The sequence below is a fragment of the Cryptobacterium curtum DSM 15641 genome, from assembly GCF_000023845.1.
Classification (GTDB): Bacteria; Actinomycetota; Coriobacteriia; order Coriobacteriales; family Eggerthellaceae; genus Cryptobacterium; species Cryptobacterium curtum.
In genome coordinates this window covers 1186914-1204651 of sequence record NC_013170.1, presented here as the reverse complement: position 1 = coordinate 1204651, position 17738 = coordinate 1186914, and the positions used below count along the sequence as shown (strand labels likewise).

At 50.3% G+C, this 17738-nt stretch carries 15 protein-coding genes; 7 read left to right on the top strand and 8 right to left on the bottom strand.

The window, feature by feature from the left end:
- Nucleotides 1-199: 199 nt before the first annotated feature.
- From CCUR_RS05240 to CCUR_RS05225, 4 genes are all read right to left on the bottom strand, one after another.
- On the bottom strand, nucleotides 200-1357 hold the full coding sequence (locus CCUR_RS05240; protein ID WP_012803435.1) for an ABC transporter permease: 1158 nt from the start codon (nucleotides 1355-1357) through the stop codon (nucleotides 200-202).
- Complete coding sequence (locus CCUR_RS05235) at nucleotides 1354-2130, bottom strand: ABC transporter ATP-binding protein (RefSeq protein ID WP_012803434.1); 777 nt, start codon at nucleotides 2128-2130, stop codon at nucleotides 1354-1356. The genes CCUR_RS05240 and CCUR_RS05235 overlap by 4 nt, the downstream gene beginning before the upstream one ends.
- A 9-nt stretch (nucleotides 2131-2139) precedes the next feature.
- A complete protein-coding gene (locus CCUR_RS05230) occupies nucleotides 2140-3057 on the bottom strand; it encodes an efflux RND transporter periplasmic adaptor subunit (RefSeq protein ID WP_012803433.1) in 918 nt (305 codons plus the stop codon).
- A 189-nt stretch (nucleotides 3058-3246) separates the two neighbouring features.
- Entirely contained in the window at nucleotides 3247-3495 is a 249-nt protein-coding gene (locus tag CCUR_RS05225; RefSeq protein ID WP_012803432.1) for a hypothetical protein, read from the bottom strand.
- 204 nt (nucleotides 3496-3699) lie between these two features.
- On the opposite strand from CCUR_RS05225, the gene CCUR_RS05220 reads away from it, so the two are divergent.
- The 4 genes from CCUR_RS05220 to CCUR_RS05205 all read left to right on the top strand — a co-directional run bounded on the left by CCUR_RS05220 (nucleotide 3700) and on the right by CCUR_RS05205 (nucleotide 8132).
- A complete protein-coding gene (locus tag CCUR_RS05220) occupies nucleotides 3700-4377 on the top strand; it encodes a response regulator transcription factor (RefSeq protein WP_012803431.1) in 678 nt (225 codons plus the stop codon).
- Nucleotides 4377-5912 (top strand): sensor histidine kinase, encoded by a 1536-nt coding sequence (locus CCUR_RS05215; RefSeq protein ID WP_012803430.1) that lies wholly within the window; start codon nucleotides 4377-4379, stop codon nucleotides 5910-5912. Before CCUR_RS05220 ends, CCUR_RS05215 begins: the two co-directional genes overlap by 1 nt.
- Before the next feature lie 385 nt (nucleotides 5913-6297).
- On the top strand, nucleotides 6298-7428 hold the full coding sequence (locus CCUR_RS05210) for an ABC transporter substrate-binding protein (protein WP_012803429.1): 1131 nt from the start codon (nucleotides 6298-6300) through the stop codon (nucleotides 7426-7428).
- 14 nt (nucleotides 7429-7442) lie between these two features.
- The gene (locus CCUR_RS05205) at nucleotides 7443-8132 is read left to right on the top strand and encodes an ABC transporter ATP-binding protein (protein ID WP_012803428.1); all 690 of its coding nucleotides are present in this window, start codon (nucleotides 7443-7445) and stop codon (nucleotides 8130-8132) included.
- Between the two features lie 8 nt (nucleotides 8133-8140).
- Here the strand turns inward: CCUR_RS05205 and CCUR_RS05200 are convergent, their stop codons facing one another.
- Together CCUR_RS05200 and CCUR_RS05195 are read right to left on the bottom strand one after the other, a co-directional pair.
- Nucleotides 8141-9643 (bottom strand): MFS transporter, encoded by a 1503-nt coding sequence (locus CCUR_RS05200; protein ID WP_012803427.1) that lies wholly within the window; start codon nucleotides 9641-9643, stop codon nucleotides 8141-8143.
- A gap of 1 nt (nucleotide 9644) precedes the next feature.
- Nucleotides 9645-11096, bottom strand: coding sequence for a M20 family peptidase (locus tag CCUR_RS05195; protein WP_012803426.1), 1452 nt, complete (start codon nucleotides 11094-11096; stop codon nucleotides 9645-9647).
- A gap of 140 nt (nucleotides 11097-11236) precedes the next feature.
- On the opposite strand from CCUR_RS05195, the gene CCUR_RS05190 reads away from it, so the two are divergent.
- The 3 genes from CCUR_RS05190 to CCUR_RS05180 all read left to right on the top strand — a co-directional run bounded on the left by CCUR_RS05190 (nucleotide 11237) and on the right by CCUR_RS05180 (nucleotide 13890).
- Entirely contained in the window at nucleotides 11237-11635 is a 399-nt protein-coding gene (locus CCUR_RS05190) for a molybdenum cofactor biosynthesis protein MoaE (protein WP_012803425.1), read from the top strand.
- A 261-nt stretch (nucleotides 11636-11896) separates the two neighbouring features.
- Nucleotides 11897-13186 (top strand): phosphopyruvate hydratase, encoded by a 1290-nt coding sequence (eno, locus tag CCUR_RS05185; protein WP_012803424.1) that lies wholly within the window; start codon nucleotides 11897-11899, stop codon nucleotides 13184-13186.
- Nucleotides 13186-13890: a DNA-3-methyladenine glycosylase family protein gene (locus CCUR_RS05180; RefSeq protein WP_012803423.1), complete on the top strand. Its 705-nt coding sequence runs from the start codon at nucleotides 13186-13188 to the stop codon at nucleotides 13888-13890. The genes eno and CCUR_RS05180 overlap by 1 nt, the downstream gene beginning before the upstream one ends.
- Before the next feature lie 106 nt (nucleotides 13891-13996).
- Here CCUR_RS05180 and CCUR_RS05175 read toward each other — a convergent pair whose 3' ends face one another.
- Nucleotides 13997-15730: a glucosyltransferase domain-containing protein gene (locus tag CCUR_RS05175; RefSeq protein WP_083771582.1), complete on the bottom strand. Its 1734-nt coding sequence runs from the start codon at nucleotides 15728-15730 to the stop codon at nucleotides 13997-13999.
- A gap of 16 nt (nucleotides 15731-15746) precedes the next feature.
- Nucleotides 15747-17738 (bottom strand): thiamine pyrophosphate-binding protein, encoded by a 1992-nt coding sequence (locus CCUR_RS05170; protein ID WP_012803421.1) that lies wholly within the window; start codon nucleotides 17736-17738, stop codon nucleotides 15747-15749.

The window sequence follows — 17738 nt, the reverse complement described above, 5'->3', positions numbered from 1 at the left end:
TTTTACCGTATCGGTTTTGAGCATCGGCATCGGTCATTTACTTTGAAGCAATGCTCCTAGCCCTAGCATAATTATAAGGCTTGATAACGGCTGGTTTGCTGAGTGCGTCGCGCTTCTTAAGGATGGAGGATAGCGAGATAGCACGGTATTGAGTACTACCGCAGGGCTTCTTCGATAGGGTTGAGTAGCAACATGAATATTATCGTAGAGCCTCGATAGGATTGAGTCGTGCCGCCCGATAAGAGGGTACAAGGCCAAATACCAATCCAATAGCAATGCTTGTTGCTGCCGCTATGATAATAACGCCCGCAGAGGGTTCAAAGGCTAGCCCAGTTTGTCCTGCTGCGTATCCAAAAGCCAGTCCGCCTGCAATGCCACAGATACCACCCATGATGCTGATAATAAGAGCTTCCATAAGAAACTGACCCATGATGTCTATCCGTCGTGCGCCCAAAGCCTTTTTGATACCGATTTCTCGCACACGTTCGGCTACTGACACAAGCATTACATTCATAACACCGAGACCAGCTACCACGAGCGAAATACTTGCGATACCGCCAAGTAATGCCGTCATAGTTTGATTAACTGACGACCCGGCATTGAGCAACTCGTCCTGGGTTGTGATGGCATAGGAATTTGCGTTGAGCTTCTTTTCCGTTGAAAGATATGCTTCAACATCGGATTTTGCTAGGCTGACATCATCTTCACTGGCTGCCTTTACGTATGCTTCGTTAAACGACGAGCCAGTTCCCATGTCGGCTGCGGTGGACAGAGGAATAGTAACCAGATTTTCGGTGTTGAGCCCCATCGATTCACCCTGTGATTTAATAACGCCCACGATGGTATAGATATCACCATTAATCTTGAGTGTTTTCCCAACCGCGTGAGTATTTCCCCCGATCGCCTTGGCAACTTTTTCCCCGACGACACAGACCTTGCTTTTGTTTTGGCGGTCAACGACAGAAAGGTTGCGACCTTCCGCAAGGGAAAGGTTACGAGCTTCAAGATATTCCTCGTCGGTAGCAGTTACGTTTGCTTGGCCAATTTTCTTGTGATTCGAAGAAACTTCAGCGGAGACACTTTTTGAAGGAGCGATGGCGCCGATGCTCGAGCGCGATCGAATGCCCTCAATGTCCTGGTAGTTAAAACCGCTGCCATTGTAGGCATAGGCTGAAATAATGTTGCCACCGAGCGACTGAATGCGGGCAGCTACTTCGCGGTTTGACCCATCGCCAATACCAACAAGAACAATAACCGATGCAATGCCAATGATCAGCCCCAGCATAGTCAGCGCCGTGCGCAGCTTGTTACGCAGTACATTGAAAAATGATTCACGCAGCGTTTGAGCAAGCTTCATGAGGCGGTCCTTTCCTGTATATGCCCATCAGAAATGGACACGCTACGCGAGGCGCGCAGTGCTAGTTCGGGGTTATGCGTAATGAACACGATTGTTTGCCCGGCGCTATTGGAAGCTTCAAGCAACTGCATGATTTCTTCGCTTGTTTTCGAATCGAGTGCGCCCGTGGGCTCGTCGGCAAGCAGCACTTCTGGCTTGCCAGCTAATGCGCGCGCAATAGCAACGCGTTGTTGTTGTCCGCCGGAAAGCTGTGCGGGAAGATGACCCGACCGGTTACCCAACCCCACGCGTGTAAGTGCCTCGCGCGCCCGCTCTCCTGCTTCTTTTGGTTTAATACCACGATAGAGCAGGGGTAGTCGCACGTTTTCGAAGGCGTTCATCGTGGGGAGCAGGTTGAAATCCTGAAATACAAAGCCGATAGTCCGGTTACGAATGCGAGCGGCATCCGAATCGGATAGCGATGCGGCATCGCGCCCGGCAAGATAATATGCTCCTTCGTCGGGCACGTCGAGCAAGCCGATAATGTTCATTAACGTCGATTTGCCCGACCCTGACGCCCCAATAACCGAAACGAATTCACCCTTTGCAACAGCAAAGTCGATGCCATCGAGCGCGTGCACTGGTTCATCACCCATCAGGTAGGTCTTGTGGATCCCGCGCATATCGATCATAAGGGTGAGCTCATCTTGAGTTTTTACCTGTTGGTCGTTTACTGGGGTAAGCGTGGACTCGCCCTGGATTCTTACATGCTGGCCGCTAACTGATGCTTCCATAGTGGATTCCTAATTTGCCGATGTGGTGCTGGAACTCTGCGCACCGGTAGAGGAAGAGGAAGAAGCGGCAGGAAGCTCGTTGAGGAGCACGCGCTCGCCTTCGTGAATGTCACCCGAAACTTCCACCTTGGTGCCGTCGGACACCCCTGTGGTCACCGGCTCGTCTTCGGTTGTGCCATCTTTGTGCTGAATGGTAATAAAGGTGCCCGCATCACCTGTCTTGATAGCGCTAACGGGAACGGTAAGAACATCGGACGCCTCATTTGTTTTAATGCGCAGATTTGCAGACATGCCAACAAGAATGGAACCGTCTTCATTCGGGATCGATACAGTTACCGTATATTTTGATCCCGATGAACTGTACGTACCCACTTCGTTGATAGCAGAAACCGTACCAGTGATAGTAGTCTTTTCATCAGATCCAACGGTCACTTCAGCTTCTTGTCCAATGTGCACGTTGGCGATATCACTTTCGCCTACTGCGATATCAACGTTCATGGAGTCTACGCGCGTCACCTGCAGATAGTGCTCTTCGGTCAGCTCCTGTTTAGCCTTTTTGGGCAGATTTGTTTCGGTAACTACCAAGTCGTACGGGGCCTTGAGTGTTTCGCCGTTCGTGTATTTAACGAGCGGAGTTCCTTTAGTGATGCGTGTGTTAAGACCGACAAGCAGTTCCTTGTAATAACGATTTTTTTTCATTTCAAGTTTTTCGCTTGAAGCGCCTTTAATTTCACCGGGGCCACTGACATATGATTCAATCGTACTCTTTTGTACGGTTGCACTGGGTAGTTCGGATGGTGCTGCCGAGTTGTCGGCCCTAGCGTTTGTGGTGAAGGGGTTTTGCTCTGTGGTGAGACCCCAAACGAGCGCTGCGAGTATGCCGACCAGCAAAACGACTATCAGTGTTTTTCCAATTGCCTTGCTCATAGGGTATTCCTTTGCAGGATTTATTCGGGCAGGTTGTGTGGGGTTCTTGGTTGGACCCCATCTGGGAGGGTTGTGTGAATTTCCTTTGCGTGACTCTATTTAAGTAAGAGTGGTATGTGAGTCTTTGCTAGGACGCTATTGGTAGCTCACTGGCTGGACTACATCCGGTCGTTCGTGAGTCAAAAGAGGTTATTTTGAAGTGCTTGACGATCCATCGGTTGCTGCGCTCGACGAAGAGTCGCTGCGCATGATGCTCATGCCCTCAGGTGGATTATTGGGATCGATCTCAAACGATTCTGCTTGCTGTGTTTGGTCAGCGTTGGGGTTGACTGCTTGCTGGATACCAGCATTCTTTACAATAAACAGAGCGCCGACTACTACAATGGCTGCAACGAGCCCAATAATAATCCATTTAAATGAGGCGTTCTTCTTTTCCATTTCAGCTCCTTTTGCCGATGGGTTTGCAAGATTCGCTGATTGTGACACAGAGCACCTTAACGATTCCTTAAATGGAAGTAGGAACATCTAGGGGCACTGATATCGATGTTATAGTGTCGCGTTAAGAAATGCTTCTCGAACCTATCGGACTGAACATATCTTTAGTGATACACCAGGTTGAACTGTTTCTCGAAGTGAGGGTACGTGGATATTCTGATTGTGGAAGATAATCGTCCGCTTTCTCAGGTGATACGCCAATGCCTTGAACCGAATTACGTCGTTCATCAGGCATTTGATGGGGAAGAGGGATATTTTTATGCGAAAGAGGGTATCTATGACCTTATCGTGTTAGATCTGATGCTGCCTGGCATGAATGGATATGAGGTACTCGAGTGGTTACGAGCCGATCGTGTAATGACGCCGGTGCTTATTTTGACGGCATTGCGTGGCATTGACGAGCGGCTGCGAGGATTTCGGGCTGGCGCCGATGATTTCTTGACCAAGCCATTTGCAAAAGATGAATTGCTTTTGCGTATCGAGGCTATTCTCAGGCGCAGTATGAATCTTGTTGAGAAGCGTGAGTTTTCATTCAAAGACTTAGTGCTGTATCCCGATTCGCATACTGCCTGTATACAGGGTGAAGAAATTGAACTCAAGGGTCGTCAGTATGATGTGCTGGAATTTCTAGTGAGTCGGCAGGGGCAACTTATCTCGAAAAGCCAAATCTTTGACAAGGTATGGGGATTCATGTCCGATACCTCTACTAATGTTGTTGAGGTGTATATGAGTGCTATTCGCAAGCAGCTGAAACCATATGGTTATGACATTTATGTGCGAACCATTAGAGGAGCCGGTTATCTGTTCGGGGATGATGGCGAATAATGACTACCCGTGCTGAACAGCGATTTATCCAGCGAGAACTGATAGCCAGTACTGCAGTGTTCTTTGTAGTATTGGCTGGTTTACTGCTGGTCTTGGGATTTTTCATCTATCACCAGGTAAGCGAAAACCTCTTTGAAAGCATCGACAATCAGCTACAGACAGCCCGTGCTTCGCTGTCAAGCGGGCTGCAATGGGATACAGTTGCGCCCGATGTGTCTGGGACGGTCGACAGTGCGCAAGGTGGTGCGAGTGCTGTTGATGGGCAGGGTAGTCAAACCGCTGTTGGGGGACAGAGTAGCCAGGGGGATAACCAATCGACTGCTAGTGAGCAAAACGATCAAGCAGTAGCGAGCGATCAGGGAATTGCAAGTGATCAAGCGGCCACGAGTGAGCAAGATAGCGATGAAGACTATCAGGTGGCTATTGAAAGTGGGCTTTCCGGCGAATTCATTGAGGCCATTGAGCGCAATGTTGGAGAAAATCCGCAGCTGGTATTCGTTATACGAGATGAACAAGGGGCTGTCACAAGTGCTATCAGCCTGTATGCAGTAGCGCCTGATTATTTGGGCGACATTCCCTTCGAACCAAATGCTTTGGATACGGCTCAGCTGCGGTCGCTTGATGGACACCATCTGCGCATGGTGACAGCTGCTATTCACAGTGATACTCAAGAAAATTCGCCAATCACCGGATACGTGCAGGTGGTGGCAAATGTCGATTCCGAAATAGCGATTCTTGACACGTTTACAAAGACTATGGTGGCTGGCTTTTCGTTAGCCCTTGTGCTTTCCGCTGTGGCAAGCTATCTGCTTTCGCGGCGCATGGTTCGTCCGATTGCCCGCGCGTGGCAGAAACAGTCTGAATTTGTGCAGAACGCGTCGCATGAGTTGCGCACGCCGCTTTCGGTTATCAAAACCACCCAGGAACTTATGCTTGAGCATCCCAATGATCGCATTGTCGATCGGTTTGAAGAAATTACGGCGACTATTGATGAGTCCGATCGCCTTGCTCGTTTGGCAGAAGACCTGCTTGCTCTTACGGCGCTTGATGCTGGTGAGGCAGATCTTGAACGAGAAGAAGTTGACATTGACGAGACGGTGTCCTCTATGGTGTCCATCTACCGTGAATACGTTGAGCTGCAGGATAAAGTAATCTCAGTCGAGGCATGTAGCCATCAGATTATTCAGGCAGACCGCGCAAAAATTCGTCAGTTGCTTGCCATCGTATTGGATAACGCAGTCAAATACACTGACGAAGGGGACACTATAGACGTGCGTACTTCATCTGAGGGTAAGCACGTGCGCATTGTTGTGGCTGATAGTGGTATTGGCATTACGACGAAAGATGCCCAAAACGCGTTCGACCGTTTTTATCGCGCTGATCATGCCCGTGCCGCAAATGGTGGGCGTGGGTTAGGCCTTGCTATTGCGAAGGGTATTACCGAGGCACACGGCGGATATATTTCTATCGCGCCGAATCCTGCTGGTACGGGTACCGCCGTTACTATTATGTTTCCGGGCGCTGTAAGGAAATAATAGACCCGTTCATGTCTTATTTCAGGTGAAACGATCGTTTTGCGGAAGAGCTGTTTGAATGTCTGATCGCTCCACCGAGGATCAGAGGAAACGACGCACAAACCGAATGGATTCGTTCATATCTAGCCTCAGTTAAGCCTAGCGAAACTGATGCATGATTAATGCCCCGATTCAGCGAAATCACTTCAATGCGTTCTCCGTACACGGTTATATCCGAAGATACATGGTTGATGCTGGAACTTAGCAAAAAACGATATATGAATCCTGGTTTTATATAAATTTTATCGGTATATATCCTCACTTAAGTATAATGTACAAATTGTAGTTGCTTTATGCAAGTTTTTGCCTACACCCTAACTGTAATGCATTGAAAGGAAGTTGAAGTATGCAGCAAAAAATGATATTGAACAGGAATTTTATTGCCATAGGTCTTTCGGCAGTACTGGCGTTTGGCACAGCGGGTGCGCTTGTTGCATGCTCAGCGCCATCGAATACAGATAAGGGATCTGCCGTTCAATCAGGTGACCAAAGTGCCACCCGGACGGTTACGCTTGAAGGGGTGGATTATCAGGTTCCTGCTCAAGTCGACAAGGTAGCACCTACTATTGGTGCACTTGCTCAGGTAACTGAAATCGTGTCTGTTGATGGCGACAATATTGCTGCAACTGCAACGCGTGCGATTAGTGATCAATTCAAGACAGTGTTCAATAAATATTCTCAAGGCAATCCCACCAATGCCGATACGAGCGATATCGAATCAGTGATTGCTGCAGGTGTTCAGGTAACGTATGGCCCCAGCTCAGTCTACTCCGATGAACAGCGCCAGCAACTTACCGACGCTGGTATTGTGTTTATTCCGATGGACAACATCGCTACGATTGATGGTATCTGCAATATTACCGAAGCGATCGGTCAGATTTTAGGCGATGAAGAATATGCTCGTGCAAAGCAGTTTACTGCATATTGGAAAGACAATATTTTTGATGCCCGATCGCGTACCGCAGGTCTTACCGACGATCAAAAGCCGACGGTTTTAAATCTTTCGTACAACAACGGTGCGTTCACCACGGAATCTGGAGCAGCTCTGATCAGCGAATACATTAAGGCTGCTGGTGGTAAGAGCCTTTCTGAAGACTACTCCGCTGCGGCAAGCGGTAACGGTGGCGGCAAAGGTGGTGCAACGGTAAGTGAAGAGCAGATCGTTGCTTGGAATCCTGATTACATCATCACGTTTTCACCTGAGTCGACCGAGCAGGTTTTAAGCAATCCAGCGCTTGCCGAGGTGCCTGCTGTCAAGAACGGTCATGTGTATACCAGCCCTAAGGGTTTGTATCTCTGGAGTGTTCGTTCGGGTGAAGGTGCTCTTATGGCACCGTGGGTCGGCATCAAGATTAACGCCGATCGTTTTGCCGATGTTGACATGGTCAAGATGGTGCAGGACTTCTTTAGCACCTATTACAACTACAGCTTGACCGAAGATCAGGCGAATGCTGTTTTAGCTGGTACTTCGTTCTAATAACCTTATGATGAGTGGGCGTTGCTATTGTTCGCGTCCACTCGTTTTTTGAGGGGAGCTTTCATGTCCTCATCCACGTCCTCGCAAGGATTAGTGGGCGCAAGCGCAGTGGGAAGACGACTCGTCGTTATCGCACTTGCCTGTTTGCCTATATTCCGCAGACGCATACGCCACCGTTTCCGTTTACTGTGCGCGATGTGGTGGCACTTGGTCGCACGCCCTATTTGGGGCAGTTTAACCGTATGGGTGCTACTGATGAAGCGATTGTCAACGAATGCATGGAACGTATGGGCGTGGATATCTGGTCTGACCGACCGTATACAGAACTTTCAGGGGGTCAGCAACAGTTGGCGCTTATTGCTCGTGCCTTAGCGCAGCAGCCACAGCTGTTGATTATGGACGAACCAACGGCGAGTCTCGACTTTGGCAATCAGCAGTTGGTACTTCGTCAGGTTCGCCAGCTCACTGAAGATGGTATGGGTGTACTTATGGTGACGCATGACCCCAGCCATGCTCTTGCGTGTGCTCATCATGTTGTCATTATGGAAGCAGGAACGGTCACCGCCGAAGGGACACCCCGCGATGTGGTCGATACGGCCTGCCTTGAGCGTATTTATCATGCAGATGTGCAGGTCATGGATGTGCAGGTACCTAAAGGAATCCAGCGCGTTTGCGTTCCTCTGATAGGTGAAACACTAACGTAGAATTAATGCTAATGGGCGATTTCATTTCCTTCTGCGTCAAGCAGGGGAGCACCGGCGGCGATACGTTTCTCCGCCAAGCTTTTTGCAGCAGGAATAGAAACAAGCAGAAACGTACCCATAGCAACGGTTGCCACCATAACCATAATCCAGGCAGGCACAAACGAAAGGTACGCATCAAACAGCAAACCTGAAGCTACGGCACCAAGCGCGGCACCAAACATTTCGAAGGCCGTTACAATACCGGTAATAGTTCCCAAATCTTTCTTACCGAATTCTTTGACGGTCATCATCGGTGGAGCGACGGTGCCCATGCAGGTGCCAAAACCGAAGAGGAGCGAGGCAAGAATGGGACCAGCGTCAGTGACGGGAAAGCACAACGCTACCGCCGCAGCAAGCGATGTGGCTGTTCCAATGAGTGTGCCGGTGCGCATACCCCAGCGGTCATAGATGGCACCTAGTAGCACCTTAAACACAATTACGCAGGCAAGGTAGAATGCCCATACGTTGCCTGCCCATAATGTGTCATGTCCGCCGGTAACCACCGTTGTGCCATGCAATTCGACGAAGGTCATGTTTGAAACCGCATTAGTAATAATGGCCCCATTGTCGATGCCCATCATGACGAAGCCAGCTGTCATCAGCCAGAAGGCACGACTTTTCTTGAGCACCTTCCAACCAAGCGCGACAGAAACGGGCTTATCGGGCGACCGATCAACGTGGGTTTGCTCTACCTGGCCAGCTCCATAGGGCAAAAGACCCTTATCGCTTGGATGGTTACGGAAAAACACCAGCACAAGAGGTAACCCCAGCACAAGGCAGACAAAAGCCAGCGTTCCAAAGGCGCTGCGCCAGCCAAAACCAGTAATAAGCATGCTGGTAATAGGTGAAAGCACCACGCCACCGACACCCGATCCAGAAAGTGCAATCGAGACGGCCAGCCCGCGTTTTAACGTAAACCAATTGGCAATAATGACACTTGAAAGAAGACGCGTACCAGCTACTACAATCATGCCGGCTAAAATGCAGAGCACATAGAGATGCCAAAGCTGCGTTGCGAGCGAAAACCCAATGAGCACCACGAAGGCACAGAGAACGGTGAAGGTGCCTAAAATACGGACATCCCAGATATCGATAAGCTTACCGATGGCAAGTGATGCAAACACAGCAACGACCGTGCAGAGCGAAACGCCGGTGTTGAACTGGCCGACCGTTATACCAAGATCGCGAACGATGTGAGTTTGGAAGAGAGGAATGCAGTTGACAAATACCGTGTAGCAGGTTGCCATTAACAAGAAGCCAGCCGCAACAATTCCCCATCCGTAAAACGGCTTCCGGTTGCCATTTGTCGTTGTAGCAACCGTGTTGTTATCTGTTGTGGCGAAGGTGCTGTTGTCTGTTGCAACGAAGACAGCGTCTTTTTCTGTAGTGAAGACAGCGTTGTTTTCAGGTGTTTTAGAGGTGTGAGCGGCATGCTCCCTGTCAACGGGTGGTTTCTCTCCGTCGGTAGTCATGCTATCCCTCCAGTCGGTCGAGGTTGCGCATGAGCTCATAGTAGAAACCGATGCCGCGTTTAAAGCTTTCTACATCGAGGTTTTCGTCTTGCCCATGGATGCGTGAACGCTGATCCCCTCGGAATAAGATGCCTGCAAAGCGGTACACGCGAGGGAAGGCACGCTGGAAATGGCGTGCATCGCTGCAGCTCACTTGAATGTATGGTGCGATGCCAGCATCGGGGTAGGCGCTGTGTATCACAGCCCGCAGATATTCGTAGACCACATCTCCCTGCCATGGTGCGATGCGCGAAGGTTCTATAGCATCACGCAGCTGAATATCAGCTTTGCCCCCGAAGGCGTTATCAATGCGATGGAGTGCCTCTTGTACGCCTTCATTAGTATCAATACGGACATTCACGTTTGCGGTTGCTTGCTTGGGGATAATATTGGCAGCGGGCGCCCCTGCGAGTTCTGTGATGGCATACGTCGTACGTAACATGGCAGCCGTTTCAGGGTTTTGTTTGAGCATACGTATAACGAGTGGTTTGAATAACCACAGGTTACCGAAGACAATGCGGTACCCAAAGCTGCTGTAAGCTGCCAGTTCACGCAACATCGCTTCAAGCGGTGCTGACATCCGGGGGGTCGGTGGATTGTTTTGCAAGTTGTCAAGACCAGTAACCAGTTTGGCGGTTGAGTCGTTCAGCGAGGGCGTCGAGGCATGTCCACCTGCTGAATCGACGGTGATAGCGGCGTTGAACAGTCCCTTTTCTGCCAGTCCGATAACGGCAAATTCATTTTTAACATTCAACGGCGCATTATCGATAACAGCACCACCTTCGTCGAGTACTAATGCAGGCTCAATGCCGCGTTCCTTCAATAAGTCGACAAGAATGGGTGTTGTTTCACCGCTGTCCTCTTCACAGTTCGATGACCACAGATAGATAGTGCGTGTAGGGGTATATCCTTCGCGAATAAGCCTGTCAGCTGCTTCATACAAGGCTGCAAGCAAACATTTTGTATCGACCGATCCACGTGCCCAGATGCGACCGTCTTCGATGTCGGCGGAAAATGGATCGTGTGTCCATCCCTGTTTATCTGCAGATACTACATCGTGATGGGCCATAAACACCACCGGAGCCAGATTGCTGTTGGTGCCGTGCCATTTCAGCAGGATGCCATAGGTGTTGACCATCTCTAGTTCGGCTTCGGCAAAAAGGTGCGGGTACAGCTCGCGCATCTGCGGCACAAAGCGGTCGAAGGGAGTATGGTCGGCATGGGGGTTTTCGCGATCCCACACGGTGGGAATGCGCAGCATAGCGCAGAAGCGTTCAACTGCCGCATCGTCACCTCGCACCGTGGTGGGTGGAAGGGGATTGCTAATCGGCGTTGGTTTGACGCGTGTGGCGTTTAGTATGAGTACGAGAATAAAAAGTGCGATCAAGATAACGATGATGAGAGCTATTGTCATGGCGACCACCTTTAACGAAAAGCTGCAGGAACACTACTAAGAGCGTCATCGCAGTCATCGTAGCATGTTGAAGCACGGTGAGGGTCTTTCGCGTACTCATTATGTTGTGATAAAAGTTGCTATTGGGAGAAAGGATACACATGGGTAAACCAGAGCCGTCAATGGACACGTGGCTGAAAGAAGCCAAAGCGAGTGCACAAGCCGACCAGTGCGGCATGTTTCTTGCGCACAATGGTGTGGTTCGAAAGACGCCGAAGCTTGAGGTTCGCGAAGGTAAACAGGGTCTTGGCGAAGTTGCGCAGGTCGATTTTTCCTATGACGAAGAAGGAGTTCATGCGGCTATTGCTGAAGCACTTTCTTGGGACGGTGTGTACTACGTGCGCGTCTGGCTTAACGAAGGTCTGCTGGATGTGGGTGATTCCATCATGTATGTGCTGGTGGGTGCTGATATTCGACCGCATTGCATCGATGCGTTGCAAAAGCTTGTTGGCACAATAAAAAACGACTTGGTTGTCGAGCGCGAAGTATACGTCTCGTGATGTCGGTATCTTTTGGCGCTGCTGCGTGAAATGTATCACCGGTGCGTTATGTGGGTGGACAATTGTAGGCGCAGATGACACACCGCCGGCGCAGATTTATCGAAGCACCGATAGTTATAGATAGATTATAGGTAGATACCGATGTACAAATCTGCCGACGCCCGTAAGCAACGTGCTATCCACCGTGCGGAGTATGGCCTGTTGGGTAGGTCGTGATAAGATTGCCGCAATGAATTTCATTGCGTTCAAGGAGGCATATTCATGGGCATGATCGTCGACGTACACGGTCGCGAAGTACTCGATTCACGAGGCAATCCTACGGTCGAGGTCGAGGTGACCTTAGAGGACGGCTCATTCGGCCGGGCGCTTGTTCCTTCAGGTGCTTCTACGGGCGCTTTTGAGGCTGTTGAACTACGCGATGGCGATGCGAGTCGCTATCAAGGCAAGGGTGTTACCCAGGCGGTCGACCATGTTAACGAAGAAATCTTCGAAAACCTGTTTGGTGCTGAATCAACCGACCAGCGAGCCATTGATGCCGCTTTAATTGAAGCTGATGGCACTGACAATAAAGGTGCTTTGGGTGCCAATGCAATTTTAGGTGCTTCGCTGGCATGTGCGCGCGCTTCTGCTGAGGAAGCAGCTCTTCCACTTTACAAATACGTCGGTGGGGTGGGCGCTCATCTTTTGCCCGTGCCTATGATGAATATTCTCAACGGGGGAGTGCACGCGGACAACAACGTCGATTTTCAGGAATTCATGATTATGCCGGTGGGTGCTCCCACCTTCGCTTCTGCGTTGCGCTGGTGCGCTGAAATCTACCATACACTGAAGGGGGTTCTGCATGATGCTGGCCTCGGCGGAGGCGTTGGCGACGAGGGTGGTTTTGCTCCGAACTTTACCACCAATGAAGAACCACTTCGCTACATCGTGAAAGCCTGCGAGGCAGCTGGTTACAAACCAGGTTCTGACATTATGTTTGCGATGGATCCAGCTTCAACCGAATTTTATGACGCAGAAAAGGGTGTCTATGTACTGGCTGGAGAGGGTCGCGAGCTGACGAGCACCGAGATGGTGGATTATTGGGAAGCGCTTGTAGATAAGTATCCTATTATTTCTCTTGAAGACGGCATGGCTGAAGAAGATTGGGATGGCTGGCGCGCTTTAACCGAGCGTATCGGCAGCAGAGTGCAGCTGGTAGGCGACGATCTATTTGTTACTAATTCCAAGCGTTTGGCCAAGGGAATCGAGCTTGGTTGCGCAAACGCCATTCTTATCAAGGTCAATCAAATTGGTAGCTTAACTGAAACGCTTGAGGCTATTGAAATGGCTAAACAGGCGGGTTATGCCTGCGTTATGAGTCATCGCTCTGGCGAAACTGAAGACACAACGATCGCCGACCTTTCTGTGGCGCTTAACACCGGCCAGATTAAGACCGGTGCTCCGTGCCGATCCGACCGCGTGGCTAAGTACAATCAGCTTCTTCGCATTGAAGAAGAACTAGCTGGTCAAGCGCGCTATGCTGGCAGGGATGCGTTCTACAATATCAAGTAGTGGGCTATTTCGAATACACCGACGAAGCGACGGAGTATCTCAAGTCGCGCGACCCGCAGCTTGCATGTGCTATCGATGCGATAGGGCATGTGTATCGTGAAATGGATGCTGATCTATTTTCTGCGGTTGTCCACCATATTATTGGGCAGCAAATATCCACGGCTGCACAGCAGACTGTCTGGTTGCGTATGTGCGACCTGCTCGGTGAAGTGTCGGCGCAAAGCATTACTGCTACTTCGCCTGAGCAGTTGCAATCCTGCGGTATTTCCTTTCGGAAGGTTGATTACATTCAGGATTTTGCCGAAAAGGTCATGGATGGCTCCTTTGACCTTGATGCCATTGAGCAGGCAAGCGATGCCGAGGCCATAGCTGCGCTGAGTTCGCTTCGGGGTATTGGTACATGGACAGCGGAAATGCTGCTGTTGTTTTGCTTGGGTCGTCCTGATGTGTTGAGCTTCGACGATCTGGCGATTCAACGTGGTTTACGCATGGTGTATCACCATCGCAAGATTACGCGGCCGTTGTTCGAAAAATACCGGCGCCGCTATAGTCCCTACGGTAGTGTGGCGAGCCTATATCTCTGGGCTATTTCCAGCATGACTATTCCAGGATACAACCGTGATTATGCTCCCTTAACTGATGTCCAGAAGAAGGCGGCGCGCAAAGCACGTAGGCGTTCAAATGCCAGCACGCAAAGCGCATAGATATCTCAGTATAACGAGGCATAACGATATAAAGGCAGGGTGTGCCTAATTGTTAAGCGGCTCCGTTTAGGTAGTCTTGTTTATGGCTCCATCTAAGCTGTTTTGTTTAAGATGCTTCGCGTCCACTCCGATGAGGGTACGTATCGCCAAGGTGTACGATGACGTAATCACCTTCGTCGACGATTGAGCCATCCTGTGGCCAGATGGGCAATCCATCAGAGCGTGCCCGTCCGTCTGCAACCTGTTCAGCAGATGCTTGTACAAGCGGACAGCCAACGTGTGCGAAGAATTTGAATTCCTCGTCTTGCGATTCAAATGCTTTCATTCCCCACGAAAGGTATTCGCCGGTTCCATTAAGTGGGAGAACATATTGAGGATCGGTTGTATCGATGCGATCAAAATCGTGCAGTCCTTCAAGAAAGTGAATACGGGGGTCATCGGCGCGTGCCCACGTTGCATCGCGCCAGGGTCCCATAAGGCGATAGTCACCCGTGAATACGACGGGCTTTTCAGATAAGCCAGCCGTTTCAATATCGTGCGCTATCCCCTGGGCGATGGACGCTTCGTCAAGATAACGATCCCAGTCGGTCATAAAGAACTGATTGAGCGCGATTACTTGGGCAATACAGAATGCACTTGCGCAGGCAATGGATAGGGGCACAAGGACACGCTTTGATGTGAGCTTGGGGTGCGTGCGCTTTTGATTTGCTGCTTTCATATAAATCAGCGCCATTGCGATACCACTGATAAGGCAAGCAGCCTGAGCGGTGCGGAATTCAGCAGTGTTGCGCAGAAGAAACGTGATAGAAGCAAGACCTGCAATAAGCCCAAGATACAGCATCACCCGCACGAGTGATCGGTGTACAGGAATTTCCGCTATCGCCACAATAATGATGATGCCAAAGGCGATATCCAAAAGAGCAACGGGTGCATATACGAGCCCTTCGAGGCAGTAATAGAAGATCCAAGAAATAAGAAGGTGTCGATTGCCAACTGGACGCTCAAGGGGATGATTGGCAGCACGGTGGGATGGCTCAATGGCAAGCTGCGCCATAACTGCTTGATCGAGTATGCTCTCAGCGAGAATGGCAACACCGAGCACGCCAGCAAATAATGCTCCGCGGCCGAGGATACGTAAAACCCTATGTAATCGGGTGTTTTTCGCCTTATTGTCGGCAGGTGCTTCGTCTGCAAGCAGCAGACAGAAAAGTGCTGCACAGACATACACAACAGCGCTCGATTCGTACCAGGAGATCGCAAAAATCGCTGCCGCTATTGCGCCTATAAGGCAGACAGCACTGCGCACCGGCGTGGTTGTAAGAGCATGCCAGGTAAGAGCAAGGGAAAGAGCAACTAGAATGAAACACCCGCCAATGGCGATGCCCATCGACTGGTAGAGCAATACATCGGCAGGCAACGGGCAAGAAACAAAGATAGCAGAAAAGATAGTGCTAGCTACAACGTCAAAGCGCCTGTGAGACACCATCATAAACAGTGCCGAAAACAGCAGTGCACCAAGTGCGATAAGAATCGATCCAATAACATCTTCAACAAGCGGGACATAACCATGAAGGTTGAAGAGATAGGCAATTAAAGGCCAGGTAAAACGTCCTTGCACAATTAGTTCGCCATTAAAGTAGCGCTCGCCTGCTAAGTCGTCTATTCCCACGGCAAAGTGTATGTCGGCAAATGCATAGGCAGCTGCAGTCACAGCAACAAGTACTACAAGGTACGTCGGACTTTTCAACAGTGTGGTAAGACACTCATGAAAGCTGGCGGATGGGTGGGTTGGTGTATGGTGCGCATGGCGCGGTTGGCTTCTTTTTATCAGGCTTTTCATGGGTCAATCGTGCCGTCTACCTGGTGTTTACTTGGTTGGGTATGGCATCAGGTGTGGTGGGCTGGCTCGGTGTAACAGGCTGGCTCGATAGAGTGGGTTGGATATCTACTGCGCCTGGACATTCCACTGACTGAGCGTCTTCGACAGTTTCAGCTGACACGCTCATAATGCGCGCGAGTTCTTCTGGCGGTAGAAACGGCGCCATATCCTCGAGCGGCGGGGATATAAGCGTTCCATCGGGCAAACGTTTGGTGGCTGCTTTTGGTTCAAAGACTTGACTGTGTCCTACCATGATCTCGCAGATGGCTGGTCCTGATAGTGCTAAGGTTGTTTCAATTGCTTCGTCGATTTCAGAATTAGCTGAACAGCGGCAAAACGGTATTTCATACGCCCAAGCAATGCGTTCCATATCGGGAAAACTCAGATCGCCCGACTGTGGCCCAATGCCAACAAACTTTTTGTTAAAAAGGTTAGTCTGCGTCATGCGAATGGAATGATAGCCATCGTTGTTAATAATAAAAATCTTCAACGGCATTTTATGGTGAACAACGACCTGTAGTTCCTGGAGATTGAATTGAATACCACCATCTCCGGTGAACAGAATGGTGTCGGAGGTCTGTTTGCCATTTTGAATAGCCTGTCCGTAGAGGGCGCTACTGCCATGCTCGGCTATGCACGCGCCAATGGCGGCGGGAAGATCCCATCCCAAAGAACAGGTTGCGCAGTTAATAAGGTAACGAGTGCCCTCGCGCATGGTAGCAGCTTGTCCGCCTGCTACCGATGTAAAGCCACTTCCGGTAACGGTGATGCGGTTCTCGCCAAGGTGCTCTGACAGCCGTTTGATGAAGACATAAGGGTTAGCGGGCGTATCGACATCAAAGAATTCTGGTCGTACGACAGGATAGGTTGCACGCCACTGCTGACAAGTTTCAATCCAGGTACTCAGGTTGGCGTTGCGGTGTGGTTCTGCATCCAATACGGCTTCGAGCTGTTCAAGTAGGTCGCATGCATCGGCAACAAGAGGCATATCTACATGAATGGTTGGTTTACGTGTTTCATCTGCGCAGATGTCATTCATAATGACATAGGCACCTGAAGCCCACTGAGCAGAATCAAAACCGACTTGGCGAATGCCTAATCGTGCCCCGATAGAAAGAATGGTGTCTGCGTTCTGTACTGCAAAGTTACCAGCGCGATCGCCAACGATGCCAGGACGCCCAACATTGAGTGGGTGATCGTCGGATAGCATATCAACGCTATCCCAGCTGAAAACTACAGGGATACCCAACTTGTCGACAACGCGGCGAAACACTTCGTAGCCGCCTGATAAGCGAATTCCGTAACCGGCATATAGTACTGGTCGGTGTGCCGACCAAATTTTGTCGAGAACTGTTTCAGCTACTGTACGTGAAACAGGGGCGGGAAGCACGCTATCGTCCTTATCGGGGCAGTAACCTGGCAGGTCATCTACCTCGATTATGGCACCCTGCACGTCAAGGGGTACATCAAGCCAGCAGGGGCCTGGGCGTCCTGTCGTAGCAAGGTGGTAGGCGCGCTCCAAACAACTACGAATCATTGAAGCTTCTTTTACAACCTCGCAGTATTTCGTTAAAGATGAAACAGCCTTGCAGATATCGAACTCTTGGTCGCCTAGATTGCGTAGTCCCGTCAAACCAGTTGAGCGTGCCATCAATTCAAAGCGAACCTGTCCAGAAAACACCAGCATGGGAATAGAGTCGAGATAGGCACTCATGACACCCGTGATAGCATTTGTGCCCCCTGGGCCTGAGGTAACACATACTGCAGCTGGTTTATTGCAAACCCGAGCGTATCCTTCGGCTGCCATAGCGCAAGCCTGTTCATGGTGGTTAAACACGCAGGTGAGACCCTCTTGGTGACCGAATGCATCGTCGAGCTGCATGGCTCCACCGCCGACAACCATAAAGCAATAATCAATGCCATGGTCTACGAGAAATTGTGCAATATAGTCTGCCACTCTCATTCGCAT

Coding starts and splice junctions, on each gene's coding strand:
- CCUR_RS05175 (WP_083771582.1), bottom strand. CDS start 15,730: ATGAAAAGCCTGATAAAAAGAAGCCAACCGCGCCATGCGCACCATACA.
- CCUR_RS05225 (WP_012803432.1), bottom strand. CDS start 3,495: ATGGAAAAGAAGAACGCCTCATTTAAATGGATTATTATTGGGCTCGTT.
- CCUR_RS05210 (WP_012803429.1), top strand. CDS start 6,298: ATGCAGCAAAAAATGATATTGAACAGGAATTTTATTGCCATAGGTCTT.
- eno (WP_012803424.1), top strand. CDS start 11,897: ATGGGCATGATCGTCGACGTACACGGTCGCGAAGTACTCGATTCACGA.
- CCUR_RS05230 (WP_012803433.1), bottom strand. CDS start 3,057: ATGAGCAAGGCAATTGGAAAAACACTGATAGTCGTTTTGCTGGTCGGC.
- CCUR_RS05200 (WP_012803427.1), bottom strand. CDS start 9,643: ATGACTACCGACGGAGAGAAACCACCCGTTGACAGGGAGCATGCCGCT.
- CCUR_RS05170 (WP_012803421.1), bottom strand. CDS start 17,738: ATGCGAATGAGAGTGGCAGACTATATTGCACAATTTCTCGTAGACCAT.
- CCUR_RS05235 (WP_012803434.1), bottom strand. CDS start 2,130: ATGGAAGCATCAGTTAGCGGCCAGCATGTAAGAATCCAGGGCGAGTCC.
- CCUR_RS05190 (WP_012803425.1), top strand. CDS start 11,237: ATGGGTAAACCAGAGCCGTCAATGGACACGTGGCTGAAAGAAGCCAAA.
- CCUR_RS05215 (WP_012803430.1), top strand. CDS start 4,377: ATGACTACCCGTGCTGAACAGCGATTTATCCAGCGAGAACTGATAGCC.
- CCUR_RS05195 (WP_012803426.1), bottom strand. CDS start 11,096: ATGACAATAGCTCTCATCATCGTTATCTTGATCGCACTTTTTATTCTC.
- CCUR_RS05240 (WP_012803435.1), bottom strand. CDS start 1,357: ATGAAGCTTGCTCAAACGCTGCGTGAATCATTTTTCAATGTACTGCGT.